This is a genomic window from Citrobacter sp. wls826, assembly GCF_005281245.1.
Lineage (GTDB): Bacteria > Pseudomonadota > Gammaproteobacteria > Enterobacterales > Enterobacteriaceae > Citrobacter > Citrobacter braakii.
In genome coordinates this window covers 89,636-114,221 of the sequence record NZ_SZWS01000061.1, presented here as the reverse complement: position 1 = coordinate 114,221, position 24,586 = coordinate 89,636, and the positions used below count along the sequence as shown (strand labels likewise).

The 24,586-nt window shown below is 53.6% G+C and carries 24 protein-coding genes; 10 read left to right on the top strand and 14 right to left on the bottom strand.

The window, feature by feature from the left end:
* The 3 genes from FDW87_RS22985 to purB all read left to right on the top strand — a co-directional run.
* Nucleotides 1–105: aminomethyltransferase beta-barrel domain-containing protein (locus FDW87_RS22985; RefSeq protein ID WP_249358679.1), on the top strand; the 105-nt coding region annotated here is incomplete at its 5' end.
* A 34-nt stretch (nt 106–139) separates the two neighbouring features.
* Entirely contained in the window at nt 140–781 is a 642-nt protein-coding gene (gene hflD, locus FDW87_RS18030) for a high frequency lysogenization protein HflD (RefSeq protein WP_016153409.1), read from the top strand.
* Nucleotides 782–784: 3 nt separating this feature from the next.
* Nucleotides 785–2,155 (top strand): adenylosuccinate lyase, encoded by a 1,371-nt coding sequence (gene purB / locus FDW87_RS18025; protein ID WP_016153410.1) that lies wholly within the window; start codon nt 785–787, stop codon nt 2,153–2,155.
* 74 nt (nt 2,156–2,229) lie between these two features.
* Here the strand turns inward: purB and ruvB are convergent, their stop codons facing one another.
* The 6 genes from ruvB to aspS form a co-directional block, all read right to left on the bottom strand.
* Entirely contained in the window at nt 2,230–3,240 is a 1,011-nt protein-coding gene (gene ruvB / locus FDW87_RS18020; RefSeq protein WP_016153411.1) for a Holliday junction branch migration DNA helicase RuvB, read from the bottom strand.
* Nucleotides 3,241–3,248: 8 nt separating this feature from the next.
* A complete protein-coding gene (gene ruvA / locus FDW87_RS18015) occupies nt 3,249–3,860 on the bottom strand; it encodes a Holliday junction branch migration protein RuvA (protein WP_016153412.1) in 612 nt (203 codons plus the stop codon).
* An 80-nt stretch (nt 3,861–3,940) separates the two neighbouring features.
* Nucleotides 3,941–4,462, bottom strand: a complete 522-nt coding sequence (gene ruvC / locus FDW87_RS18010; protein WP_003034867.1) for a crossover junction endodeoxyribonuclease RuvC — start codon at nt 4,460–4,462, stop codon at nt 3,941–3,943.
* A gap of 34 nt (nt 4,463–4,496) precedes the next feature.
* Nucleotides 4,497–5,240: a YebC/PmpR family DNA-binding transcriptional regulator gene (locus FDW87_RS18005; protein ID WP_016153413.1), complete on the bottom strand. Its 744-nt coding sequence runs from the start codon at nt 5,238–5,240 to the stop codon at nt 4,497–4,499.
* Between the two features lie 28 nt (nt 5,241–5,268).
* On the bottom strand, nt 5,269–5,712 hold the full coding sequence (nudB, locus tag FDW87_RS18000; protein WP_016153414.1) for a dihydroneopterin triphosphate diphosphatase: 444 nt from the start codon (nt 5,710–5,712) through the stop codon (nt 5,269–5,271).
* 1 nt (nt 5,713) lies between these two features.
* On the bottom strand, nt 5,714–7,486 hold the full coding sequence (gene aspS / locus FDW87_RS17995; protein ID WP_109018262.1) for an aspartate--tRNA ligase: 1,773 nt from the start codon (nt 7,484–7,486) through the stop codon (nt 5,714–5,716).
* 264 nt (nt 7,487–7,750) lie between these two features.
* Here aspS and FDW87_RS17985 point away from each other — a divergent pair, with 264 nt between their 5' ends.
* The 5 genes from FDW87_RS17985 to cmoB are packed head-to-tail and all read left to right on the top strand — an operon-like array spanning nt 7,751 to nt 11,329.
* Nucleotides 7,751–8,317, top strand: coding sequence for a hydrolase (locus FDW87_RS17985; RefSeq protein ID WP_016156803.1), 567 nt, complete (start codon nt 7,751–7,753; stop codon nt 8,315–8,317).
* On the top strand, nt 8,314–9,132 hold the full coding sequence (locus FDW87_RS17980) for a DUF72 domain-containing protein (RefSeq protein WP_080858817.1): 819 nt from the start codon (nt 8,314–8,316) through the stop codon (nt 9,130–9,132). The genes FDW87_RS17985 and FDW87_RS17980 overlap by 4 nt, the downstream gene beginning before the upstream one ends.
* Before the next feature lie 52 nt (nt 9,133–9,184).
* Nucleotides 9,185–9,580 (top strand): MAPEG family protein, encoded by a 396-nt coding sequence (locus FDW87_RS17975; RefSeq protein ID WP_016153418.1) that lies wholly within the window; start codon nt 9,185–9,187, stop codon nt 9,578–9,580.
* Nucleotides 9,581–9,620: 40 nt separating this feature from the next.
* Nucleotides 9,621–10,364, top strand: a complete 744-nt coding sequence (cmoA, locus tag FDW87_RS17970; RefSeq protein ID WP_137380029.1) for a carboxy-S-adenosyl-L-methionine synthase CmoA — start codon at nt 9,621–9,623, stop codon at nt 10,362–10,364.
* Nucleotides 10,361–11,329: a tRNA 5-methoxyuridine(34)/uridine 5-oxyacetic acid(34) synthase CmoB gene (gene cmoB / locus FDW87_RS17965; protein WP_016153420.1), complete on the top strand. Its 969-nt coding sequence runs from the start codon at nt 10,361–10,363 to the stop codon at nt 11,327–11,329. Before cmoA ends, cmoB begins: the two co-directional genes overlap by 4 nt.
* 166 nt (nt 11,330–11,495) lie before the next feature.
* Here the strand turns inward: cmoB and cutC are convergent, their stop codons facing one another.
* Together cutC and FDW87_RS17955 are read right to left on the bottom strand one after the other, a co-directional pair.
* A complete protein-coding gene (gene cutC, locus FDW87_RS17960) occupies nt 11,496–12,242 on the bottom strand; it encodes a copper homeostasis protein CutC (protein WP_049269091.1) in 747 nt (248 codons plus the stop codon).
* 2 nt (nt 12,243–12,244) lie between these two features.
* Nucleotides 12,245–12,811, bottom strand: a complete 567-nt coding sequence (locus tag FDW87_RS17955) for a VOC family protein (RefSeq protein ID WP_049040531.1) — start codon at nt 12,809–12,811, stop codon at nt 12,245–12,247.
* Nucleotides 12,812–13,049: 238 nt separating this feature from the next.
* Between FDW87_RS17955 and argS the strand changes: the two genes are divergently transcribed.
* Both argS and mrdA read left to right on the top strand, forming a co-directional pair.
* Nucleotides 13,050–14,783 carry an arginine--tRNA ligase gene (gene argS, locus FDW87_RS17950; RefSeq protein ID WP_103283736.1) on the top strand — a complete coding sequence of 578 codons (1,734 nt, stop codon included), beginning with the start codon at nt 13,050–13,052 and terminating at the stop codon, nt 14,781–14,783.
* A 183-nt stretch (nt 14,784–14,966) separates the two neighbouring features.
* A complete protein-coding gene (gene mrdA, locus FDW87_RS17945; protein ID WP_103283735.1) occupies nt 14,967–16,886 on the top strand; it encodes a penicillin-binding protein 2 in 1,920 nt (639 codons plus the stop codon).
* On the opposite strand, the gene FDW87_RS17940 is transcribed toward mrdA, so the two are convergent.
* From FDW87_RS17940 to FDW87_RS22980, 6 genes are all read right to left on the bottom strand, one after another.
* Nucleotides 16,858–17,997: a glycoside hydrolase family 105 protein gene (locus FDW87_RS17940; protein ID WP_131379505.1), complete on the bottom strand. Its 1,140-nt coding sequence runs from the start codon at nt 17,995–17,997 to the stop codon at nt 16,858–16,860. The genes mrdA and FDW87_RS17940 overlap by 29 nt on opposite strands.
* Complete coding sequence (locus FDW87_RS17935; RefSeq protein WP_137380028.1) at nt 17,998–19,584, bottom strand: MFS transporter; 1,587 nt, start codon at nt 19,582–19,584, stop codon at nt 17,998–18,000.
* Nucleotides 19,585–19,846: 262 nt separating this feature from the next.
* Nucleotides 19,847–20,239, bottom strand: coding sequence for a flagellar protein FlhE (gene flhe, locus FDW87_RS17930; RefSeq protein WP_016153427.1), 393 nt, complete (start codon nt 20,237–20,239; stop codon nt 19,847–19,849).
* Nucleotides 20,239–22,317, bottom strand: coding sequence for a flagellar biosynthesis protein FlhA (gene flhA, locus FDW87_RS17925; RefSeq protein ID WP_016153428.1), 2,079 nt, complete (start codon nt 22,315–22,317; stop codon nt 20,239–20,241). The genes flhe and flhA overlap by 1 nt, the downstream gene beginning before the upstream one ends.
* The gene (flhB, locus tag FDW87_RS17920; RefSeq protein WP_075848742.1) at nt 22,310–23,461 is read right to left on the bottom strand and encodes a flagellar biosynthesis protein FlhB; all 1,152 of its coding nucleotides are present in this window, start codon (nt 23,459–23,461) and stop codon (nt 22,310–22,312) included. Before flhB ends, flhA begins: the two co-directional genes overlap by 8 nt.
* Before the next feature lie 140 nt (nt 23,462–23,601).
* The coding region (locus FDW87_RS22980; protein WP_305764079.1) for an alpha-L-rhamnosidase C-terminal domain-containing protein at nt 23,602–24,586 on the bottom strand (985 nt) is incomplete at its 5' end.

Below are 24,586 nucleotides of genomic sequence, written 5' to 3'. Positions count from 1 at the left end.
GAGCCAGTCGCGGCGGTAACGCCGGGTCAGTCGGCTGTCTTTTACAATGGCGAAGTGTGCCTCGGCGGCGGCATTATCGAACAACGATTGCCTCTGCCGGTATAATTACTTACACATCTAATACAAGGAAGCAGTGAACGTGGCAAAGAATTATTATGACATCACCCTCGCTCTGGCAGGCATTTGTCAGTCGGCACGCCTGGTGCAGGAACTGGCGCACCAGGGGCATTGTGATGCCGATGCATTGCACGTTTCACTGAACAGTGTCATCGACATGAATCCCAGCTCTACGCTGGGCGTGTTTGGCGGTAGCGAGGCCAACCTGCGTTTAGGTCTGGAAACGATGCTCGGCGTGCTCAACGCCAGCAGTCGTCAGGGGCTGAACGCGGAACTCACCCGCTACACGTTAAGCCTGATGGTGCTGGAGCGTAAGCTGTCAGCCGCTAAAGGCGCTATGGACACGCTGGGAGACCGTATCAACGGCTTGCAGCGCCAACTGGACCATTTTGATTTGCAGTCAGAAACGTTGATGAGTGCGATGGCAGGCATTTATGTTGACGTCATCAGCCCACTCGGCCCACGTATTCAGGTTACGGGCTCCCCGGCCATCCTTCAGAGCCCACAGGTTCAGGCTAAAGTACGCGCTTCCCTGCTGGCTGGCATTCGCGCTGCCGTGCTCTGGCATCAGGTTGGTGGAGGCCGTCTGCAACTCATGTTTTCTCGTAATCGCCTGACGACTCAGGCTAAACAAATTCTTGCTCATTTAACCCCGGAGTTGTGATCTATGGAATTATCCTCACTGACCGCCGTTTCCCCTGTCGATGGACGCTACGGCGATAAAGTCAGCGCGCTGCGCGGGATTTTCAGCGAATACGGTTTGCTGAAATTCCGTGTACAAGTTGAAGTACGCTGGCTGCAAAAACTGGCCGCGCACGCAGCGATCAAGGAAGTTCCTGCTTTTGCTGCCGACGCAATCGGTTTCCTTGATGCGATTGTCGCTAACTTCAATGAAGAAGATGCTGCGCGTATCAAAACCATTGAGCGTACGACCAACCATGACGTGAAGGCAGTTGAGTATTTCCTGAAAGAGAAAGTGGCAGATATCCCGGAACTGCACGCTGTTTCCGAGTTCATCCACTTCGCGTGTACCTCAGAAGACATCAACAACCTGTCTCACGCGCTGATGCTGAAAACCGCCCGTGACGAAGTGGTTCTGCCGTACTGGCGCAAACTTATCGACGCGGTGAAAGATCTTTCCGTACAGTATCGCGATATTCCTCTGCTCTCCCGTACCCACGGTCAGCCAGCCACCCCGTCTACGCTGGGCAAAGAAATGGCTAACGTGGCTTACCGTATGGAGCGTCAGTACCGCCAGCTCAATCAGGTCGAAATTCTCGGCAAAATCAACGGTGCAGTCGGTAACTATAACGCCCACATCGCCGCTTATCCGGAAGTGGACTGGCATCAGTTCAGCGAAGAATTTGTCACCTCGCTGGGCATCCAGTGGAACCCGTACACCACGCAGATTGAGCCGCACGACTACATTGCCGAGCTGTTTGATTGCATCGCCCGTTTCAACACTATCCTGATCGACTTCGACCGCGATGTCTGGGGTTACGTGGCGCTGAACCATTTCAAACAGAAAACCATCGCGGGTGAAATTGGTTCCTCCACCATGCCGCACAAGGTGAACCCAATCGATTTCGAAAACTCCGAGGGTAACCTGGGCCTGTCTAACGCGGTTCTGCAGCATCTGGCGAGCAAACTGCCGGTCTCCCGCTGGCAGCGCGATCTGACGGACTCTACCGTTCTGCGTAACCTGGGCGTGGGGATTGGCTATGCGCTGATCGCTTATCAGTCCACGCTGAAAGGTGTGAGCAAACTGGAAGTGAACCGCGATCATCTGCTGGATGAACTGGATCATAACTGGGAAGTGCTGGCAGAGCCGATCCAGACCGTGATGCGTCGCTATGGCATTGAAAAACCATACGAGAAGCTGAAGGAACTGACCCGCGGCAAACGCGTTGACGCCGAAGGTATGAAGCAGTTTATCGACGGTCTGGCGCTGCCTGAAGACGAGAAAACTCGCCTGAAAGCAATGACGCCGGCCAATTACATTGGTCGCGCCGTCACCATGGTTGATGAACTGAAGTAATCTGTTTTACGCCTGTCAGGCCTGCATCATATCGTAGGCCTGCCAGGCGTAGCGCCATCAGGGATTATTGAGTCTTATGGCATTTCCGGCGGTGTAATGCCAAAGTGGTTCCACGCCCGCACCGTTGCCATACGTCCGCGCGGAGTTCGCTGCAGAAAACCTTGCTGAATCAGATACGGCTCCAGCACGTCCTCAATGGTTTCACGCTCTTCCCCAATCGCCGCCGCCAGGTTATCCAGTCCTACCGGTCCACCGAAGAACTTATCGATAACCGCCAGCAGCAGCTTACGGTCCATATAATCGAATCCTTCCGCATCCACATTGAGCATATCCAGTGCCTGAGCGGCAATATCTGCTGAAATTGTGCCGTCATGCTTCACTTCGGAGAAGTCGCGTACCCGGCGTAATAAACGGTTGGCGATACGCGGCGTACCACGGGCGCGGCGTGCCACTTCCAATGCGCCTTCATCGCTCATTTCCAGTCCCATAAAGCGGGCGCTGCGTCCAACAATGTGCTGCAGGTCTGCCACCTGATAGAATTCCAGGCGCTGTACAATACCGAAGCGGTCACGCAGCGGAGACGTTAACGAACCGGCGCGCGTCGTCGCCCCGATCAGGGTAAACGGCGGCAGATCGATCTTAATCGAACGTGCGGCTGGTCCTTCGCCAATCATGATATCCAGCTGATAATCTTCCATCGCCGGATACAGCACCTCTTCCACCACCGGTGACAGGCGATGGATTTCATCGATAAACAGCACATCGTGCGGTTCAAGGTTGGTGAGCATTGCCGCCAGATCGCCCGCTTTTTCCAGTACCGGACCGGAAGTGGTGCGCAGATTAACGCCCATTTCATTGGCAACAATATTGGCAAGCGTGGTTTTACCGAGACCTGGAGGACCGAAAATCAGCAGGTGATCGAGGGCTTCACCGCGCAGCTTCGCCGCCTGGATAAAAATCTCCATTTGCGAACGCACCTGAGGCTGGCCAATATACTCTTCCAGCAATTTGGGGCGGATCGCGCGATCCACCAGATCTTCAGGGGTCGTGCTGACAGCCGAAATCAGGCGATCTGCTTCAATCATCCTTTACCTCACAATGCCGCGCGAAGCGCTTCACGAATCAGGGTTTCACTGCTGGCATCAGGGCGAGCAATTTTGCTCACCATGCGGCTGGCTTCCTGTGGTTTATAGCCTAACGCCACCAGCGCAGCAACCGCTTCCTGCTCGGCGTCATCCGTTGCAGGACTGGCCGGAGAGGTCAGGACCAGATCCGCCGCCGGCGTGAAGAGATCGCCATGCAGGCCTTTAAAGCGGTCTTTCATTTCCACAATCAAACGCTCTGCGGTTTTCTTACCGATGCCCGGTAATTTCACCAGCGCGCCAAGCTCTTCGCGCTCAACGGCATTAACGAACTGCTGTGCAGACATACCAGAGAGGATCGCCAGCGCCAGCTTCGGCCCGACGCCATTGGTTTTGATTAACTCTTTAAACAGCGTGCGTTCTTGTTTGTTGTTAAAACCATATAGCAGTTGAGCGTCTTCACGCACCACAAAATGGGTGAAGATAATCGCTTCCTGCCCGGCTTCCGGCAACTCGTAGAAACAGGTCATCGGCATATGGACTTCATAGCCTACTCCGCCGGTTTCCAGAAGGACCAGCGGGGGTTGTTTTTCAAGAATGATGCCTCTGAGTCTGCCTATCACGTGACGCTCCTGCGTTAAGGGCTAAAAGGTAATGCGCTATCATAAAAAAAGGCTGGATAGATATCCAGCCTCATTTGTCACTAACGTAACCGACCTCGCGCCAGATTCAGCCGCGACTCGCTCATTTGCATGGCGTTCTGGCTGACGTGGCAATGGGTAATAGCAATCGCCAGCGCATCCGCGGCATCCGCCTGCGGATTTGCCGGGAGTTTTAGCAGCGTGCGTACCATATGCTGAACCTGGCTTTTTTCTGCGCTGCCGATACCCACCACGGTCTGTTTTACCTGGCGGGCCGCGTATTCAAAGACCGGAAGATCTTGATTGGTAGCCGCAACGATTGCCACGCCGCGCGCCTGCCCCAGCTTTAGCGCCGAGTCGGCATTCTTCGCCATAAAGACCTGCTCAATGGCAAAATAGTCGGGCTGGAACTGGGTGATGATTTCCGTCACGCCCGCATAAATCAACTTCAGACGTGATGGAAGATCGTCGACTTTGGTGCGAATGCAGCCGCTACCGAGGTAGGTCAGCTGTCTGCCGACCTGACGGATTACGCCATAACCGGTGATGCGCGACCCCGGGTCAATGCCGAGAATGATAGACATCACGCATCTCCTGTTAGTTTATGGCTTAACCACATCATTCGAGCGTTGCAGCAACCTCATCGGAGATTTCGCCGTTGTGGTAAACTTCCTGCACGTCGTCGCAGTCTTCCAGCATATCGATCAGACGCATCAGCTTCGGCGCCGTTTCTGCATCCATATCCGCTTTGGTGGAGGGGATCATAGACACTTCAGCCGCGTCCGCTTTCAGACCAGCCGCTTCCAGCGCATCACGCACTTTGCCCATCTCTTCCCACGCGGTGTAAACGTCAATCGCGCCGTCGTCGAAGGTCACAACGTCTTCAGCGCCCGCTTCCAGTGCCGCTTCCATAATGGCGTCTTCGTCGCCTTGTTCAAAAGAGATCACGCCTTTTTTGCTGAACAGGTAAGCTACGGAACCGTCGGTACCGAGGTTGCCGCCCGTTTTAGTGAATGCGTGACGCACTTCCGCAACGGTACGGTTACGGTTGTCAGACAGACACTCAATCATAACGGCTGTTCCGCCAGGGCCGTAACCTTCATAGATGATGGTTTCCATGTTCGCATCATCGTCGCCACCAACACCACGCGCGATTGCACGGTTCAGGGTGTCACGGGTCATGTTATTTGCCAGCGCTTTATCAACCGCGGCGCGCAGACGTGGGTTAGCATCCGGATCGCCGCCGCCCAGTTTGGCTGCCGTCACCAGCTCACGAATGATTTTGGTGAAAATTTTACCGCGTTTAGCATCCTGCGCTGCTTTACGATGTCTGGTGTTGGCCCATTTACTATGACCTGCCATAAATAATCTCTCCAAAAAGCGCGCCTTCTCAGGCGACGTTAATTACAAACTCTTCAATCGCCTGCCGGTTACTCCACGACTTGGTTAACTGCGCGGCTTCGTGCGCATTAACCCAACGGTAGGTCAGATGTTCGGTGAACACGATCTCTCGTTCAGAGGGAAGTGCCAGGCAAAACCAGGATTCAGTATTACGCTCAATTCCCGGCGCATAGCGATGACGTAAATGGCTAAAAATCTCAAATTCCACCGTGCGCTGACAGTCAATTAAGGTCAGTTGCTCAGTCGCAACATCAATGGCGACCTCTTCCTTTACTTCGCGCATCGCGGCTTGCGACGCGGTTTCACCCTCTTCAAGGCTGCCGGTGACCGACTGCCAGAAATCAGGATCGTCGCGTCGCTGTAACATCAGCACTCTCCCGGTGTCCTTTGCATAAATCACGACTAACACCGAGACAGGCTGTTTGTATCTCATATCAGTTATTCTCGGCCTTCTTAACAACCTGAATGCTCAGTTCCGCCAGCGCAGCTTCGTTGGCAAAGCTTGGCGCTTCAGTCATCAGACACGCTGCAGCGGTGGTTTTCGGGAAGGCAATAACGTCACGAATGTTGTCAGTACCGGTCAGCAGCATAGTCAAGCGATCCAGACCAAACGCCAGGCCCGCATGCGGCGGTGTACCGTATTTTAGCGCATCCAGCAGGAAGCCGAACTTCTCGCGCTGTTCTTGCTCGTTGATGCCCAGAATGCCGAATACGGTCTGCTGCATATCACCGTTGTGAATACGCACGGAACCACCGCCCACTTCATAGCCGTTGATGACCATATCGTACGCGTTAGCAACCGCGTCTTCCGGCGCAGCTTTCAGCTCAGCGGCAGTCATGTCTTTTGGCGCGGTGAACGGGTGGTGCATCGCGGTCAGCCCGCCTTCACTATCGTCTTCAAACATCGGGAAGTCGATAACCCACAGCGGCGCCCATTTGGCTTCGTCGGTAATGTTCAGGTCTTTGCCCAGTTTCAGACGCAGCGCACCCATCGCGTCGGCCACCACTTTCTTGTTGTCGGCACCGAAGAAAATCATGTCGCCGTCTTGCGCACCAGTACGCTCCAGAATCGCGTCTACGATTTCTGCGTTCAGGAACTTAGCAACCGGGCTGGTGATGCCTTCCAGGCCTTTCGCACGCTCGGTGACTTTGATGTAAGCCAGACCTTTCGCGCCGTAAATCTTAATAAAGTTACCGTAATCGTCGATCTGCTTACGGCTTAAGCTCGCACCGCCCGGTACACGCAGGGCAGCCACGCGGCCTTTCGCATCGTTCGCCGGACCAGAGAACACGGCGAACTCAACGCCTTTCACCAGATCGGCAACGTCAACCAGTTCCATCGGGTTACGCAGGTCTGGTTTATCAGAACCGTAACGACGCTCGGCTTCGGCAAAGGTCATGATCGGGAAATCACCCAGATCCACACCTTTAACTTCCAGCCACAGGTTACGCACCAGCGCTTCCATCACTTCACGCACCTGCGGCGCGGTCATGAAGGAAGTCTCAACATCGATCTGAGTAAATTCAGGCTGACGGTCAGCACGTAAGTCTTCATCACGGAAGCATTTTACGATCTGATAGTAGCGGTCAAAACCGGACATCATCAGCAGCTGTTTAAACAGCTGAGGAGACTGCGGCAGCGCGTAGAACTTACCTTTATGAACACGAGAAGGAACCAGGTAATCGCGCGCGCCTTCCGGCGTAGCTTTGGTCAGCATCGGAGTTTCGATGTCGAGGAAGCCGTGATCGTCCATAAAACGACGCACCAGGCTGGTAATTTTGGCACGCGTTTTCAGGCGCTGCGCCATTTCAGGGCGACGCAGATCCAGGTAGCGATACTTCAGTCGCGCTTCTTCGGTGTTTACGTGGTTAGAGTCCAGCGGCAGCGAGTCTGAACGGTTGATGATGGTCAGATCGGAGGCCAGCACTTCAATTTCGCCAGTCGCCATATCGGCGTTGACGTTTTTCGCGTCACGTGCACGCACGGTGCCCGTAACCTGGATACAGAACTCATTACGCAGTTCGGAGGCCAGCTTTAACGCATCCGCACGGTCCGGATCGAAAAATACCTGCACGATACCTTCGCGGTCGCGCATATCGATAAAGATCAGGCTACCAAGATCACGACGACGGTTGACCCAACCACACAGAGTCACCTGCTGCCCCTCGTGGGACAGACGTAGCTGTCCGCAATATTCTGTACGCATGAGATATCCCTTAACTTTGCCGCAGGCGGATTGTCACCTGTCTCGCAGGTGACGAAGTCGCAGCTTTAGCTGAATGTCACAACTGAATGAAAAAAGGCGGCTATTATACTGGAAATTCTGCCGCACGATAAGTCCGGTACTGACTGTACGCCTGTTTCCTGGACGGGCATTGCGTAATCTCACAAAAAATAACAAAAATTGTCGTCCCTTTCACACTGATTCGCGATTAAGGTGTAACGGAATTCTTTTTTTACTGGAGTGATCATGCTGGAACTGAACGCAAAAACAACCGCTCTTGTTGTTATTGATCTACAGGAAGGTATCCTGCCTTTCGCTGGCGGCCCATACTCGGCAAACGACGTGGTTGCCCGCGCCGCGCAGTTGGCGGAAAAATTCCGTGCCCACGGTTCCCCGGTGGTAATGGTGCGCGTCGGCTGGTCTGACGATTATGCCGAAGCGCTGAAACAGCCAGTTGATGCTCACGCTCCGGCCAAAGCGTTACCCGAAAACTGGTGGAATTACCCGAGCGCTCTGGGTAAATGCGCCAGCGACCTCGAAGTGACCAAACGCCAGTGGGGGGCTTTCTACGGCACCGATCTGGAATTACAACTGCGTCGTCGGGGCATCGAGACCATCGTCCTGTGCGGCATTTCCACAAATATTGGCGTGGAGTCAACGGCGCGAAATGCGTGGGAGCTGGGTTTTAATCTGATCGTTGCAGAAAACGCCTGTAGTGCCGCCAGCGCTGAGCAACATCAGGGCAGCATGACGCATATTTTCCCGCGTATCGCACGCGTACGCAGCGTGGATGAGATCCTGCAAGCGCTATGATTTATATCGGTTTACCCCAGTGGGCGCATCCCAAATGGGTGCGTCTGGGGATCACCAGCCTTGAAGAGTATGCCCGCCACTTTAACTGTGTGGAGGGCAATACCACGCTGTACGCGCTGCCAAAAGCCGACATTGTGGCCCGCTGGCATGCGCAGACTACCGATGCGTTTCGATTTTGTTTTAAGTTTCCGGCCACCATTTCGCATCAGGCCGCGCTGCGTAATTGCGATGACCTGGTACACGAGTTTTTCACGCGCATGTCGCCACTTGAATCACGCATTGGGCAATACTGGCTGCAATTACCCGCAACTTTTGGCCCGCACGACCTGCCAGCCTTGTGGCAGTTTCTCGATGCGCTCCCCAAATCCTTTACCTACGGTGTGGAAGTTCGCCATCCGGACTTCTTTGCCAAAGGCGAAACAGAGCAACGATTCAATCGAGGCCTACATGAGCGCAGGGTAAATCGGGTGATTCTGGACAGTCGACCGGTACATGCCGCAATACCACATACTGAAGCGATACGTGACGCCCAGCGCAAGAAGCCAAAGGTTCCGGTGCATGCAGTGGTGACGGCAAACCATCCGATGGTACGCTTTATCGGCAGCGATAATATGGCACAAAACAGCGCGCTTTTTGCCGTCTGGCTGACCAAGCTGTCGCAATGGCAACAAACCACAACGCCATATCTGTTTTTACATACCCCGGATATCGCGCAGGCCCCGGAGCTTGTCGATACGCTATGGGCAAATTTACGCAGCGCCCTGCCAGAGATCGGATCAGCGCCGTCTATTCCACAGCAATCTTCTCTTTTCTGAAAATGCCACCTATCATAGTCAATGCCATCAGCCATTTTAAAAGGGAGTTTGTATGGTAAGCGCGCTTTATGCCGTATTGGGTGCGTTATTGTTAATTAAGTTCTCCTTTGACGTCGTTCGCCTGCGCATGCAATACCGCGTTGCATATGGTGACGGAGGTTTTAGCGAACTACAAAGCGCTATCCGCATTCACGGTAATGCGGTGGAATATATTCCCGTCGCATTGGTGCTGCTGTTATTTATGGAAATGAACGGCGCAGAAACGTGGATGGTGCATATTTGCGGGCTGATTTTGATTGCCGGACGATTGATGCATTATTACGGATTCCATCACCGGCTTTTCCGCTGGCGCCGTTCAGGCATGAGCGCGACCTGGTGTTCGCTGTTGCTAATGGTGCTGGCGAATCTTTGGTATATGCCCTGGGAGTTGGTTTTCTCCCTGCATTAGCGCACAATACGCCACTTTATTTTTCCCGGATTTTTACGTTATGTCTCACCGCGACACGCTTTTTTCTGCGCCTATCGCCAGTCTGGGTGACTGGACCTTTGATGAACGGGTAGCTGAAGTCTTCCCGGATATGATCCAGCGATCCGTTCCTGGCTATTCCAATATCATTTCTATGATTGGGATGTTGGCCGAACGTTTCGTACAACCCAACACACAGGTCTACGATCTGGGCTGTTCTCTGGGCGCGGCGACGCTCTCGGTGCGTCGCAATATTCATCACGAGAATTGCAAAATTATTGCCGTTGATAACTCCCCGGCTATGGTTGAGCGCTGCCGCCGTCATATTGACGCCTATAAAGCGCCGACACCGGTTGACGTTATCGAAGGCGATATTCGCAACATTACTATCGAAAACGCCTCGATGGTGGTGCTGAATTTTACCCTGCAATTCCTTGAGCCACCTAAGCGCCAGGCATTGTTGGATAAGATTTATCAGGGGCTTAACCCCGGCGGCGCGCTGGTACTGTCTGAAAAATTCAGTTTCGAAGACGCTAACGTTGGCGAGCTGCTGTTCAACATGCACCACGATTTCAAACGGGCAAATGGCTATAGCGAGCTGGAAATCAGCCAAAAGCGCAGCATGCTGGAGAACGTGATGCTGACCGACTCGGTCGAAACGCACAAAGCGAGACTGCATCAGGCGGGCTTTGAACACAGCGAATTGTGGTTCCAGTGCTTCAACTTTGGTTCTCTGGTGGCACTGAAAGCTGAGGTTAGCGCATGATCGACTTTGGTAACTTTTATCAACTGATTGCCAAAAATCACCTTTCCCATTGGCTGGAAACGCTCCCGGCGCAAATCGCGACCTGGCAGCGCGATCAGCACGGCTTGTTTAAGCAGTGGTCAAATGCGGTCGAGTTTCTGCCCGAGCTAACGCCGCATCGCCTGGACTTACTGCATAGCGTTACCGCCGAAAGCGATGAGCCGCTCAGCGACGGTCAGCTCAAACGTATCGACACCCTGATGCGTAACCTGATGCCATGGCGTAAAGGGCCGTACTCGTTGTACGGCGTCAATATAGATACCGAGTGGCGCTCGGACTGGAAATGGGATCGCGTTCTGCCGCACTTGTCTGACCTCACCGGGCGCACCATTCTTGATGTCGGCTGCGGGAGTGGATATCACATGTGGCGCATGATTGGCGCGGGGGCGCATCTGGCAGTTGGTATCGATCCTACCCAGCTGTTTCTGTGCCAGTTTGAGGCAGTACGTAAACTGCTGGGCAATGACCAACGCGCTCACCTGCTGCCGCTGGGTATTGAGCAGCTTCCGGCGCTCAACGCCTTTGATACCGTATTCTCCATGGGAGTGCTTTATCACCGCCGTTCACCGCTGGAACACCTGTGGCAGTTGAAGGATCAGTTGGTGAAAGATGGCGAACTGGTACTGGAAACGCTGGTCGTCGAAGGTGATGAAAATACCGTACTGGTACCGGGCGATCGCTACGCGCAGATGCGTAACGTTTACTTTATTCCTTCTGCGTTGGCGTTAAAAAACTGGCTGGAAAAATGTGGGTTTGTTGATGTGCGCATCGCTGATGTCTGCGTCACCACCACCGAAGAGCAGCGCCGCACCGAGTGGATGATAACCGAATCCCTGGCCGACTTCCTCGACCCGAACGATCACAGCAAAACGGTGGAAGGCTACCCGGCCCCATTACGCGCGGTATTGATTGCACGTAAGCCGTAGTTATTTTTGCCAGATAGCACTCTTTCTGCAAAATAGTTCAAGTTGCAGAAAGGCAGCCAACTCCGCTGCGGCTTGAAATATGCAGGATAAAAAAAGGCCCCTGTTGAAATTGCAGGGGCCTGGTACGAGCAAGCATCATATTGGGCGACATGATGCAACGGTAAAATCAGCTGGCCTGGTGGTGTGCAATGATTGCTTTCATTTCCGCAACCGCCGCCCCGTCTACCGCATAGCGTGAATACTCATCCGCCTGTGCATCCGAAGACATCGACAACCTCGAATTGCGATAACGCATGGGGGAAGCCAACCATACTCCGGCAGAACTGTGGACTTCCTGCACTCCAGCATCAAGGAACAGGGACAAATTCGAGGCGCGAACCCCCGCTCCGGCCATAATGATTGGAGCATCCCCCTGCGCAATAAGTTCCATAATTTTTGTTAAACCTTGCACCGCATCTGATTTTTGCCCGGAAGTCAGCACTCTGGCGACGCCCAAATCAGCTAATTTTTTTAGCGCATTGAGTGGGTTAGCGCACATGTCAAAGGCCCGATGAAAAGTGACGTGCAGCGTTCCCGCCGCAATCATTATTTTCTCCATGCGCGGCATATCGACATCACCCTCTGCATCTAAAATGCCGGTTACCAACCCTGAGAACCCCAGTTCTCTTACTATCGCAATATCATCCAGCATTGCAGCGAATTCACCGTCGGTGTAACAAAAGTCGCCCCCGCGCGGGCGAATAATGGGATTGACCGGAATCGAGATATGCTGGCGAACCGAACGCAAGACGCCCAGGGACGGCGTTAAGCCCCCCTCTTTGGGCGCCGAGCAAAGCTCAATGCGATCCGCGCCGTTTTGCTGCGCCTTGCGCGCGCACTCCATGCTGTAACAGCAGATTTCCAGTAATGCCATACTCACTCCTGACGTTCGCTTGCCACAATGGCTTCAATCGACCACGGATGGAATTTTATCGTCACACTGCCATCGCTGACCGCCAGCGTTGGATTCGGTAAACGCTCGCGCTCGCCTTTTGGCGAACTGGTTTTTACAAATATGCCCGGCTGGCTCAGCCCGTGATCTGAAAGCAGCGCCAGCGCTCGTGCATTCAGCGTCTCCACCTCACCCGGCAGAACAATTTCAACATGCTCCCAGCCTTCATGCGGATAACGCTTTTCGCCCGGCCACGGCAGTTCTACGATAGAAAATTGCCAGTGTTGCACACAAACTGGCTCATCGAGCTTGAACAAGCAAATCGGTCGGCCATTGATGATATTTTCTGACAACAATTCGCCGCACTGTTCAAACCCACGACGCCAGCGCTCTGCGGTGGTATTTTGATGACAACGCAGAGAAATGTGATCGGCTTCAAGCGATGAGACATCCAGCCCAAGGCGAGTGGAAAGATCCGTTAACGCCTGAATGAAATGCGGTAAATCTGCGGAAATATCATGCAGTTCTGCAACTGTTTGCCAGTTCGCCATAATGAAAGCTCATATCCATATTCAAAGCCGCTAATTTACCCTGTTGCGCAGCCCCAACCAACTGCTGATTTTCTTAAGCGCAATATGAATAATTATACGTAATGACAATGTTTATATTTCAGGGTGCTGGAGATACTCGCAATGCTGACGGCAACGGGCATTTGCAGTATACTCCCGCCCTTAATTCTTAAACTGGTGCGGTGCATTTTAAGCCGCTTCATAAATGTAAGGTATTCCGGTGAATATTCAGGCTCTTCTCTCAGAAAAAGTCAGTCAGGCCATGATTGCTGCAGGCGCGCCTGCAGATTGCGAACCGCAGGTTCGTCAGTCAGCAAAAGTACAGTTCGGCGACTATCAGGCTAACGGCATGATGGCTGTCGCTAAAAAACTGGGTATGGCGCCGCGACAACTGGCTGAGCAGGTGCTGACTCATTTGGATCTCAACGGGATCGCCAGCAAAGTTGAAATTGCAGGCCCGGGCTTTATCAATATTTTTCTCGATCCGGCATTTCTGGCGCAGCACGTTCAGCAGGCGCTGGCTTCCGATCGTCTGGGCGTCACCCAACCGGCTAAACAAACCGTTGTGGTTGATTACTCCGCACCTAACGTAGCGAAAGAGATGCACGTTGGTCACCTGCGTTCCACCATCATCGGTGATGCTGCGGTGCGTACGCTGGAGTTCCTCGGTCACAATGTTATCCGCGCCAACCACGTCGGCGACTGGGGTACTCAGTTCGGTATGCTCATCGCATGGCTGGAAAAACAGCAGCAGGAAAATGCTGGCGAGATGGCGCTGGCTGACCTTGAAGGTTTCTACCGTGATGCGAAAAAACATTACGACGAAGATGAAGCCTTCGCGGAACGTGCCCGGAGTTATGTCGTGAAGCTGCAAGGCGGCGACGAGTACTTCCGTGAGATGTGGCGCAAACTGGTCGACATCACCATGTCGCAAAACCAGTTAACCTACGATCGCCTGAACGTCACCCTGACCCGTGACGACGTCATGGGTGAAAGCCTGTACAACCCGATGCTGCCTGGCATCGTGGCCGATCTCAAAGCTAAAGGCCTGGCTGTTGAAAGCGAAGGCGCTACCGTCGTATTCCTTGATGAGTATAAAAACAAGGAAGGTGAACCGATGGGCGTAATCATTCAGAAGAAAGATGGCGGCTATCTCTACACCACGACCGACATCGCCTGCGCCAAGTACCGTTATGAAACGCTGCATGCCGACCGCGTACTTTATTACATCGACTCCCGTCAGCATCAGCACTTAATGCAGGCCTGGACCATCGTGCGTAAAGCCGGTTATGTGCCGGATTCTGTGCCACTGGAACACCACATGTTCGGTATGATGCTGGGTAAAGACGGCAAGCCGTTCAAAACCCGTGCGGGTGGCACGGTTAAACTGGCCGATCTGCTGGATGAAGCGCTGGAACGCGCACGCCGTCTGGTAGCGGAGAAGAACCCGGACATGCCTGCCGACGAGCTGGAAAAACTGGCGAATGCGGTCGGTATCGGCGCGGTGAAATATGCCGATCTGTCCAAAAACCGTACCACCGACTACATCTTCGACTGGGACAATATGCTGGCGTTCGAAGGGAACACTGCGCCGTATATGCAGTACGCCTACACCCGCGTACTGTCCGTGTTCCGTAAAGCGGATATCGACGAAAGCGCGCTGGCAAATGCGCAGGTGATTATCAGTGAAGATCGCGAGGCTCAGCTGGCTGCGCGTCTGCTGCAGTTTGAAGAAACGCTGACCGTTGTTGCACGTGAAGGTACGCCGCACGTGATGTGTGCGTACCTGTACGACGTTGCCGGTCTGTTCTCCGGCTTCTACGAGCACTGCCCAATCCTTAGCGCTGAAAACGAAGATATTCGTAACAGCCGCCTGAAACTGGCACAGTTGACGGCGAAAACCCTGAAGCTGGGTCTGGATACGCTGGGTATCGAAACCGTAGAACGTATGTAAATCAGCTTACCTATCAGGCCTGACTCCGAAATTCGGACTCAGGCCTTTTTTATTTCTGTAACAGGCCATCTGTAACAACTCACAAGGAATGACACATTTCCGTAGAGATATGGAACATTTTTTGCCTGTCATCCCGTTTAAGCCTCCGTATCATGAGGCGGCGAATTAATCGGGTACGGGTCAATGACATTCAGAGATTTTGAGGCGGAGGAAAAACTCTTCCAGCGGCGTGTATTGGTGGCCTTTGGCCTGGTGGTCATCTGCTTTGGCATCCTGATTTACAATCTCTACAACTTACAAATCTGTCAGCACCAGTATTACACCACCCGCTCGAATGCAAACGACATCAAAATGCTTCCCGTGGCCCCGACGCGTGGCATGATTTACGATCGCAACGGCATCCCGCTGGTGCGCAACGTAACCTGGTACGACATTTCCGTTACGCCTTATAAAATCAGTGATATGAATGCCCTGATCAGGCAGCTCACGCCTATCATTGACCTCACTCCTGATGACATTGACCAGTTTCGCCATGCGCTGAAAGCCAGCAGCCGCTATCGCCCGGTTGTGCTAAAAAATGCGCTGACCGATGTGGAAATCGCCCGCTTCTCGGTTAACCAGTTTCATTTCAGCGGCGTCAATATCAATAGCTATGAAGACCGCCAGTACCCTTATGGCACAGCGCTGGCGCATGTCCTTGGCTATGTGTCAAAAATCAATGACAACGACCTGAAAGCGCTGGATCAAAAAGGCCTGACAGAGAACTACGCCGCCGATCACAACATCGGTAAGCAGGGTATTGAGCACTACTATGAAAATGAACTGCATGGGAAAACCGGTTATCAGGAGGTCGAAGTTGATAACCACGGACGCATCGTACGTCTGATCAAAGATGTGCCGCCCGTTGCCGGAAAAGATATCCACCTGACGCTGGACCTCCATTTACAGCAATATATTGAGAGTCTGTTGGTGGGCCAGCGGGCCGCCGTTTTGGTTGAGGATCCGCATGACGGTTCCGTGCTGGCAATGGTTTCGAACCCCAGCTATGACCCCAATCCATTTGTCAAAGGTATCAGCTATCAGGACTATAACAAGCTGCTTCAGGATAAGGATCTGCCGTTAATCAACCGCGTCACGCAAGGGTTGTATCCTCCCGCCTCCACGGTCAAACCGTATATGGCGATGTCAGCATTACTGGACGGCGTGATCACGCCGCAGACCCGTTTCTTCGGCGCCCCCACCTGGACGCTCCCCGGCACGGAGCGACATTACCGTGACTGGAAAAAAACGGGCCACGGTATGCTGGATGTCACCAAAGCAATTGAAGAATCTGCCGACACGTTCTTTTATCAGGTGGCATATATGATGGGGATTGACCGTATTAACAGCATGCTCAGCCAGTTTGGCTATGGCAAGCCGACCGGCATCGATCTTGGTGAGGAGTATAACGGCCTGCTCCCGAGCCGCGAATGGAAGCAGAAAGTGCATAAAAAAGCCTGGTATCAGGGAGATACCATTTCGGTTGGCATCGGTCAGGGATACTGGATTGCCACGCCGATCCAGATGGTAAAAGCCATGGTCGCGCTGATTAACAACGGCAAGGTTATCGCCCCTCACCTGCTACGTGATGAAGAGAGCGGAAAAGTCATCACGCCGTACCAGGCTCCCGAAGCACCGTCACAAATTGCCTCTGCTTCGTCCCCCTACTGGGGGCTGGTGCGTCAAGCGATGTTCGGCATGGCGAATGAGCCAAACGGTACCGGTTATAAGTTCTTTCACACCGCGCCTTACGGCATTGCAGCGAAAAGTGGCACATCACAGGTCTTTAGCCTGAAAGAAAATCAGACCTACGATGCGAAAATGATCCCCGTGCGTCTGCGCGACCACGTGTTCTATACCGCATTTGCGCCATATAAGAACCCGAAAGTCGCCATAGCGTTAATTCTGGAAAACGGCGGCAGCGATGGCGTCACCGCCGCACCAGTCATGCGTCAAATCATGGATCATCTGTTTGCTGCGCAGGACGACGACGCACAAGCGGGTCCGATAGCCGCAACGCCATCGGACACCGATATCAAAAATACTTACGCAAGTATTCGGTAAGGCACAGCATCGCCATCGCCTGACCGTAAGGCATGGAGGTCCGGGGGATGTTGCGGTAGAAATCGAGATTGTGGCCCATCCCGGTACCAAACGAGGTATGCAGCAATTCACCTTCCGGCGAAATATGTTGCACAATGCCTCTGATGGCTTTTTCGGCTACAGCCGCATAGTCTTGTCCGACATAGCGTTTACGTACCGCTTTGAGGATCCCATAGGCAAATCCGGCGGTTGCCGAGGCTTCCAGATACGACTGCGGGTCGTCCAGCAAGGTGTGCCACAGTCCGCTTTCATCCTGGCACTTCGCTAGCGCCGCGATTTGCGCGTTCAAAACCTGCACCAGATAGCGGTGCACTGCATTGTTTTCCGGCAAATCAAGTAATTCGAGGAAATCCGGGATGACTATAGTTAACCAGCTGTTGCCACGCGCCCAGCGAGCGTTGGCGAAGTTATGCTGTCCTTCATAGCTCCAGCCGTGGAACCACAGCCCCGTTTCTTTATCCATCAGGTTTTGCACGTGCAGCAGGAACTGATAGGTTGCCTCTTCAATATACTCGGGACGGTTGAGCAACTTGCCAATCTTCGCCAGCGGTAAGACCGTCATCATCAACGTGTCATCCCACATCTGCTGGTGATTTTCTTCCGCCAGCGTAATGTGCTGCATACCGCCGAATTGGGTACGCGGCATGTCATGCATTGCCCACTCAGCCCAGCTGTCGAGCCACGGCAGATACGCGGGATTACGCGTCTCTTCATAGCGATATGCCAGCGTTAAAAACGGCGCCATGGTGTTGACGTTTTTGGTCGTTGCACCTTCCGCAAAGCGATCGGCAAACCAGCTGTCGATAATATCGCGCATCGTGGCATCGCCGGTTTGCTGATAATACTGATACATCCCGTACAAGCCGATGCCGTGCGTCCACTCCCATCCCGCCCAGCCTTTGGTATCAATAACGCGTCCGTCATCCAGACGTAGCAAGAACTCGCCGGTCTCGTCATGAATATTGACCAGGTTATGCGTCACCTTTTTGATCAACGCTTTTAATTCATCCCTGGCAATAAAATGTTCTGGCTGGCGCAACAATGGGCTGTGTTTAACCGGATAAACAATCATTTACTTAACCTCTGTCAATGTCGAATTCAATACAGCACCCTTTTCCAGTTTCGGTGCCGCTGGTTTATTACGATTCAGGTAACCAATATTGTTGTTACCCCAAAGTGATTCATAAGGCATGCCCGATAGCATCTCTACGGTCGCGCGTCCTTTAGCGGATAGTCCTTCCAACACGGGTTGCCCGGACTCACGCATTTTTGCTGTCTCTTCACGCAGGGTGCTGTGCGTTTGCAGGTTCAGTTTGAAGCGCAAGGAAACCAGGAAACCCAGCGCCAGAACAATCAGCGTTCCGCAGCTCAGAATTAACAGGATGGTATGGCTGACCGCCGCGGGTTGTGCGCTCTGACCGGAGACAAAACCAGACAACTGCATCACAATCCCCACCAGCATCACCGCTCCCGCCTGCGACGCTTTACGCGTTAACGTCATAATGCCGGCGAAGATCCCTTCCCGACGCTGACCGGTGATCACTTCGTCAACGTCGGCAATATAGGTGTAGATATTCCAGGGAACGTAGTTGATACCACCGCGTCCTAAACCCGCAACGGCGGAAACCAATAGCAACAGAGAATAAACATCGCTTAATCCGGCGTAATACAGCCCCGCATAGGAGAGTGAACTGAGGCCAAACAGGACGACTACCATGCGATAAGACGGCGCAGGTCCGAAACGGATGCACAATGGGATCATGGCGATAACGGCAATAAACTGGAAGATAGCCATCGTACCCAGCAGGTTTGACGCCATCGATGCTTCCTGCATCAGCACAAACACCACATAGTAAGTAAAGACGGCGTTAAAGACGTCCTGGGCAATATAGCCGCCAAGATACATTCCTAAATGCTGGCGAAAGATACGGATGCGCAGTGTTGAACTCAGTTCCACAAATAAACGGTTCATACTCTGACTTAAGGTCAGGCTTTTCTTCTCTTCTTCGACTCGCAGCGCCGCCTCAGTCCACTCTTCCCGTGGGCGTTCCCAGGTAAAGAACCAGACGAAGGTCAGCATCAGTGCACACAGCACAGAAAACACCAGGCTGGCGTAGAAAAAAGAGACGGGGTTGTCCTTGCCAAACAGCGTCAGCAGAACGCCAGGTAAGAATGAGGCCAGAATGGCAGACATTTGCGCCATCGAAATGCGCGCGCCGGAGAATTTGGTTTTCTGTTTAAAGTCATCGGTCATTTCGGGTACCAGCGTTTCGTATGGCACCAGAATCATGGTGTAGACCACGTCAAAAATCAGATAGGTGAGCAGGTAGTACCAGAACCCCATATCACCCACCCACATTAGTGAGTAGCTAAAGACACAGGGGATCCCCAACAAAATAAAAAACTTACGTCGCCCAAAGCGTTTGCCGAGCCAGGTGGAGCCAAAGTTATCGGTTAAAAAACCCATTAATGGGCTAACAACGGCATCCAACACCCTGGCGGTAGCGAAGATAAAGGTTGCTTCGATTGGCGTCAGGCCACAGAACGTCGTGTAAAAATAGAGTAGCCAGGCAGCGGTTAACGCCGTGGTGCCTGCGCCTAAAAAATCCCCCGAACCGTAGGCAAAATAGTTAACCAACCCAATTTTACGTGTATTCATTGCCGTTACCCCTGCACATTATTGGGAGGCCCCGCAATCCTCGCTTTGACATTGGGCCTCCTTACAGGGCCACAGTAAAAGCTAACAGCAAGTGAAACCTTTCTATTTTTGCCAGGGGTATTCGTGAAATGGCAACAGCACAAAGAGTCCGGCAACGTATGTCACCTATTTTATAAAACAGCGTTTCTATTTAATCAAAGAGGCGGACTAGAATTGCGAAGCAGCCAGCAGTTTCTGCTGCTGGCCGGAATGAAGGGAGGCGTTAACGATAGTTCACAATCACCTGATTGCTCTGAACTTGCAAGGCGGGGATCAAGCGACCGCCACCGGGTACTTCCCAGACAAAATGCATCGGTTCGATGGCGGGAACATTATTGAATCCGTTGGTAGTCCCGCTTTGCCCGTCCAGCTCAACACAGCGGGACTGGGAACATAAACGTACCCGTAAACCCGCAGGCGTTGGGCCATTGAGCTCATAGCGCCAGGCCACCAGCGTCATCAACCCCGAGACCGGCTGGCTGGGCGTCAGAGGTGAAGACGAGGCTGACTGGCCGCGGTGATTTAAAGTAATCCCCATACCGCTGGCCTGCCAGGCGCCTTCTCCGGCAGCCTGCGCTACCAGAGGAAAAAACAACAACCACAGTAATTTACGCATTACTTACCTCCAATAGTCGCCGTCATACGGATATGGCGGTTGTCAGACAGCTCCATGTTCGATAACACCACCAGTTGCGGAATGCTGCGACGTAAAAAGCGTGCCAGTAATGGACGCAACGCGTGGTTAACCAGCAAGACCGGCGGCGCACCCAACATTTCCTGACGGGACAGCGCTTCCTGAGTCTGGGCCAGCAGTCGGTCTGCAAGACCTGGCTCCAGACCGCCGCCGCCCTGCAGCGCCTGCAGAAGCAAACGTTCGAGCGGGGTATCAAGGCCGATAACCTGAACCTCTTCATTACCCGGGAACCACTGCTGAGTGATGGCGCGTCCCAACGCAACACGTACCACCGCGGTAAGCTCATGCGGATCGTTTTGCAGCGGTGCATGTTCAGCCAGCGTTTCGAGAATGGTGCGCATATCGCGAATCGGTACTTTCTCATCCAGTAAGTTCTGTAACACTTTATGCAGCGTAGTGAGCGTCACGACGCCCGGGACCAGGTCTTCTGTCAGTTTTGGCATCTCCTGCGAGACGCGGTCCAGTAGCTGTTGCGCCTCCTGACGGCCAAACAGCTCAGCAGCGAACTGCCCAATCAGGTGATTAAGGTGCGTGGCGACAACGGTACTGGCTTCAACAACCGTAAAGCCCTGAATCTGCGCCTGTTCCTTCAATGCGCTTTCAATCCAGATAGCGTCCAGACCAAAAGCCGGATCGACCGTTTTCTCGCCCGGCAGTGACCCGGCGGCGGTACCAGGGTTAATGGCCAGCCAGCGTCCCGGATAGGCGTCACCGCTGCCAATTTCCACCCCTTTCATCAAAATACGATAGCGGGCCGGCTGCAGATCCATATTGTCGCGGATATGTACCACCGGCGGCAGAAAGCCCATATCCTGGGCAAATTTCTTACGAATACTGCGAATTCGCCCCAGCAACTCGCCATCTTGCTGAAAGTCCACCATTGGGATCAGGCGGTAGCCTACCTCCATCCCCAGGGAATCCTCCAGCTGTACATCATTCCATGTTGCTTCCACCACGGAGTTGTTTTCCGGCATTTTCACCGGCTGCGGCTCATCCGGGGCTTTTTGCTCACGACCACGCATCCACCAGGCCAGACCCAGTAACGCGGCGGTAAACATCAAAAACACCAGGTTCGGCATGCCCGGAACCAGACCCAAAAGACCAAGCACCGCCGCACTAAGCAGCATGACACTAGGATTACTGAACAGTTGGGTCACCATCTGTTCGCCTACATCCTGGTCGGTACTCACGCGGGTCACGATAACCCCCGCCGCGGTGGAGATTACCAGCGCAGGAATTTGCGCCACCAGCCCGTCACCGATGGTCAGCAGGGTATAACTTTCCGCTGCGCTACCCATGCTCATACCATGCTGCAACACCCCGACTAACAGACCGCCGACCACGTTGATCACCATGATCAAAATACCGGCGATGGCATCTCCACGTACGAATTTACTCGCACCGTCCATAGAGCCGTAGAAATCCGCTTCCTGCGTCACCTCCGAGCGTCGTTTTTTGGCTTCATCTTCGCCAATCAGACCCGCATTCAAATCCGCATCAATCGCCATCTGCTTGCCGGGCATACCATCCAGCACGAAGCGCGCGCCAACCTCGGCGATACGCCCGGCACCTTTGGTGATAACCATAAAGTTGATAATGACGAGAATAACGAAGACCACGATACCGATCGCAAAGTTACCGCCCACGAGGAAGTGACCAAAAGCTTCAACCACCTTTCCCGCCGCCGCCGCGCCGGTATGCCCTTCCATTAAAATGATACGCGTCGACGCAACGTTCAGGGCGAGGCGTAATAATGTGGTAAACAGCAAAATCGTCGGGAATGCGGCAAACTCCAGCGTACGCTGGGTGAACATCGCCACCAGCAGCACCATGATCGACAGCGCAATGTTAAACGTGAACAGCAAATCGAGGACGAAAGCCGGCAACGGCAACACCATCATCGACAGGATCAGCAGGATAAGGATCGGTCCGGCAAGGATTTGCAGTTGCGTGGATTTCAGGTTGCTGGGCAAACGCAACATCGCGACCAGATTAGCCATCAGTATTCTTCTCGTTCATGAAATCCAGTGCTTCAGGCACCGGAAGGTTTTCAGGTTGTGGTGGACGCTTGCCGCCGGCGAGACGCCAGCGTTTTAGCTGCCATACCCATGCCAGCACTTCGGCAACGGCGGCATATAATTGACCCGGTATTTGTTGCCCAATATCAGCATGACGGTATAGCGCACGCGCCAGCGGCGGCGCTTCTAACGTAGGGACTCGATGTTCAGCGCCAATCTCACGAATGCGCAACGCCACCAGCCCCGCGCCTTTGGCAACAACTTTCGGCGCGCTCATTTTGTTCTCGTCATACTTCAACGCCACCGAATAGTGCGTGGGGTTGGTAACAATCACGTCCGCTTTCGGCACATCCGCCATCATGCGACGCTGCGCGGCCGCGCGCTGCATTTGGCGTATTTTGCCCTTAACGTGCGGGTCGCCTTCGCTTTGCTTAAATTCGTCACGAATATCCTGACGCGACATGCGCAGCTTTTTCAGATGGCTGTAAATCTGGAAAAAAACGTCGAACCCCACCATCGGAATAACGCCAAGCACCACCAACAGCGCGCACATGCCAACTAAATCCAGAGCGTTGCCCATCGCCGTAATCGGCGACTCCGCCATCAAACGCATCATCGCCGGCCAGTTATGCCAGAGATAAAATCCGGCCACGCTCCCCACCAGCGTGGATTTCAGTATCGCTTTGAGCAGTTCCGCTCCGGTTTGCGCTGAAAACATGCGTTTAATGCCCGGCAACGGATTCAGCTTAGAGAACTTGGGCTGCAGAGATTTACCGCTGAAAATCAAGCCGCCAAGCATCACCGGGGAGATTAATGCCACCAGAACGACGCCGGTAATCAACGGTAACAGCGCAATCATCGCGTCTTTAATCAGCAGGATGATTTGGCTGAGGATCAGGTTAGGGTCATTGACCATACTGTGGTCAAAACGTAATCCGGCCGACAGCATACCGGCCAGTCTGCGGGCAAGCGACTCCCCGCCAATCCAGATAATGCACACGCCCACCAGCAAAATAAGCAGTGAGGTCAGTTCTTTGGATCGGGGGACCTGCCCTTCTTCCCGTGCTTTTTCAAGTCGGTGGGGTGTGGGGGCTTCTGTTTTGTCGTCGTCGCTTTCTTCTGCCACGGCATTACTCTCGTCGTCACGGTCACGAGTATTATCGCGACCGCAACCATTGCCAATGCGTCGAATAGCGAAACGAAAACAGAGGAATTCGAGCGTTCGTTTGCCACGACAGCGCGAACGCTGCCGTGACAACCACGCGGTTAGCGCTGCCAGATAACGCGATAATGGCCCGATCCCACCTGCGCGCTATAGCCGCCGTCTACTGGCGCGAAGTCGAGGCCATCGGTATCGAGCAGCGTTTGTGCGCCATCAAGGATCACCATTGAGTGAGTATTCGGCGGAATATCTACCTCAAGGGTGATGGACTGTAAGCCATCGCGCGCCGGTTCCTGCGTCCAGTGGACGGCAATATCACCATATACCGAGCCGTATCGCGCTTTCAGCCATGTCAGGCCACCGCCCGGAATAGGCCGCAGTACTGAAGATTTAAAGCCCGGCGCGTGTTCTTCGGTATTTATTCCCGCCGCCACGCGATACAGCCATTCACCGATCGCCCCGTAGGCATAATGGTTGAAGGAGTTCATGTCCGGGCTCCACATTGTGCCGTCCGGTTTCACGCCATCCCAGTGTTCCCAAATCGTCGTTGCCCCGGCTTTTACCTGATACAACCAGCTTGGGAAGTCCTCTTTCATCAGCAATTGCCACGCCGCGTCGGCCTGTCCGTTTTCGCTCAATGCGTGACAGAAATAGGGTGTGCCGACAAACCCCGTCACCAGATGACCGTCATTTTCCGCCAGCAGTTCCAGCAGCGTTTGCACGGTGCGCTCGCGGTGCGCGTCCGGCACTAACTGGAAGTAAAGCGCCAGAATATGCGCCGTTTGCGTGCGTGCCGCCAGCCGCCCGGTGGCGGTAAAAAACTCATTGCGGAAGCTTTCGACAATCGCGGTATGCAGCGCCTGATAATGGGTGTGATCAACGTCATTTCCCAGTGCTTTGGCTGATTTCGCCAGCAGCAGCGTGGACAACGCATAGTAGGCCATGCAGGTCAGTTCATTCGGCGTTGCGCCAAAATAGCTGCCCTCTTTGGCATCCAGCGCAACCCAATCGCCAAACTGCAGTTTCCACGACCACTGGTTCTCAACAGCGTTATCATGCATAAACTCCACCCAGGCTTTCATACTGCCG

Coding starts and splice junctions, on each gene's coding strand:
- purB (WP_016153410.1), top strand. CDS start 785: ATGGAATTATCCTCACTGACCGCCGTTTCCCCTGTCGATGGACGCTAC.
- ruvB (WP_016153411.1), bottom strand. CDS start 3,240: ATGATTGAAGCAGATCGCCTGATTTCGGCTGTCAGCACGACCCCTGAA.
- ruvC (WP_003034867.1), bottom strand. CDS start 4,462: ATGTCTATCATTCTCGGCATTGACCCGGGGTCGCGCATCACCGGTTAT.
- FDW87_RS18005 (WP_016153413.1), bottom strand. CDS start 5,240: ATGGCAGGTCATAGTAAATGGGCCAACACCAGACATCGTAAAGCAGCG.
- nudB (WP_016153414.1), bottom strand. CDS start 5,712: ATGAGATACAAACAGCCTGTCTCGGTGTTAGTCGTGATTTATGCAAAG.
- aspS (WP_109018262.1), bottom strand. CDS start 7,486: ATGCGTACAGAATATTGCGGACAGCTACGTCTGTCCCACGAGGGGCAG.
- FDW87_RS17985 (WP_016156803.1), top strand. CDS start 7,751: ATGCTGGAACTGAACGCAAAAACAACCGCTCTTGTTGTTATTGATCTA.
- FDW87_RS17980 (WP_080858817.1), top strand. CDS start 8,314: ATGATTTATATCGGTTTACCCCAGTGGGCGCATCCCAAATGGGTGCGT.
- FDW87_RS17975 (WP_016153418.1), top strand. CDS start 9,185: ATGGTAAGCGCGCTTTATGCCGTATTGGGTGCGTTATTGTTAATTAAG.
- cmoA (WP_137380029.1), top strand. CDS start 9,621: ATGTCTCACCGCGACACGCTTTTTTCTGCGCCTATCGCCAGTCTGGGT.
- cmoB (WP_016153420.1), top strand. CDS start 10,361: ATGATCGACTTTGGTAACTTTTATCAACTGATTGCCAAAAATCACCTT.
- cutC (WP_049269091.1), bottom strand. CDS start 12,242: ATGGCATTACTGGAAATCTGCTGTTACAGCATGGAGTGCGCGCGCAAG.
- FDW87_RS17955 (WP_049040531.1), bottom strand. CDS start 12,811: ATGGCGAACTGGCAAACAGTTGCAGAACTGCATGATATTTCCGCAGAT.
- mrdA (WP_103283735.1), top strand. CDS start 14,967: ATGACATTCAGAGATTTTGAGGCGGAGGAAAAACTCTTCCAGCGGCGT.
- FDW87_RS17940 (WP_131379505.1), bottom strand. CDS start 17,997: ATGATTGTTTATCCGGTTAAACACAGCCCATTGTTGCGCCAGCCAGAA.
- FDW87_RS17935 (WP_137380028.1), bottom strand. CDS start 19,584: ATGAATACACGTAAAATTGGGTTGGTTAACTATTTTGCCTACGGTTCG.
- flhe (WP_016153427.1), bottom strand. CDS start 20,239: ATGCGTAAATTACTGTGGTTGTTGTTTTTTCCTCTGGTAGCGCAGGCT.
- flhA (WP_016153428.1), bottom strand. CDS start 22,317: ATGGCTAATCTGGTCGCGATGTTGCGTTTGCCCAGCAACCTGAAATCC.